Source organism: Burkholderia sp. Ac-20349, assembly GCF_017104865.1.
In the GTDB taxonomy this organism is placed as follows: domain Bacteria; phylum Pseudomonadota; class Gammaproteobacteria; order Burkholderiales; family Burkholderiaceae; genus Burkholderia; species Burkholderia aenigmatica.
Genome location: NZ_JAAGPM010000340.1, coordinates 1 through 990, shown reverse-complemented (window position 1 = coordinate 990; position 990 = coordinate 1). Strand labels below are relative to the sequence as shown.

The 990-nt window shown below is 73.6% G+C and carries 1 protein-coding gene; it reads left to right on the top strand.

Going from position 1 to position 990, the window contains the following annotated elements:
- Nucleotides 1-2 precede the first annotated feature (2 nt).
- Complete coding sequence (locus G3N61_RS39095; protein WP_241018143.1) at nt 3-845, top strand: helical backbone metal receptor; 843 nt, start codon at nt 3-5, stop codon at nt 843-845.
- The last annotated feature ends 145 nt before the right edge of the window (nt 846-990 follow it).

The window sequence follows — 990 nt, the reverse complement described above, 5'->3', positions numbered from 1 at the left end:
CGCTGCCCGGCAGCGTGCTCGCCCAGGGTGCGCGGGCCGCGCCGAAACGCGTGGTCGTGATCGGCGGCGCACTCGCGGAAACCGCGTTCGCGCTCGGCGGCGCGGAAACGCCGCGCTACCGGCTCGTCGGCGCAGACACCACCTGCACGTACCCCGACGCCGCGAAGCGGCTGCCGAAGGTCGGCTACCAGCGCGCGCTGTCGGCCGAGGGGCTGCTGTCGCTACGACCCGATCTCGTGCTCGCGTCGGCGGAAGCCGGTCCGCCCACCGCCATCGCGCAAGTCAAAAACGCCGGCGTCGCGGTGACGACGTTCGACGAGCGCCACGACGTCGAATCGGTGCGCGCGAAGATCACCGGCGTCGCGCAGGCGCTCGACGTGCGCGACGCGGGTACCGCGCTGCTGCAACGTTTCGACCGCGACTGGCAGGCCGCGCGCGACGCGGTCGCTGCCCGCGCGCCCGGCGGCGCGCAGCCGCCGCGCGTGCTGTTCGTGCTGAACCATACCGGCAACCAGGCGCTCGTCGCCGGCCAGCGCACGGCCGCCGACGCAATGATCCGCTACGCGGGCGCGCGCAACGCGATGCAGGGCTTCGATCACTACAAGCCGCTGACGACCGAGGCGCTGGCAGCCGCCGCACCCGACGTCGTGCTGATCTCCGACGAAGGGCTCGCAGCCGTTGGCGGCCGCGCCGCACTGCTCGCGACGCCCGGCTTCGGCGCGACGCCGGCCGGCCGTGCGCAACGTGTCGTCGCGCTCGATGCGCTGTTCCTGCTCGGCTTCGGCCCGCGCCTGCCGCTCGCCGTCACGACCTTGCACCGACGCCTGTCGGATGCGCTCGCCTGATTCCGGATTGACCCGATGCCCGCTCACGCTTCGCCCTTCTCCGCACCGTCGCCCGCATCGCACTCCGGCGCCGCGCGCATCGGCACGTCACGCCGCCTTGCGCCGTTCGCACTGGCTGCGCTCGCCGTGCTCGTGTGTGCGATGA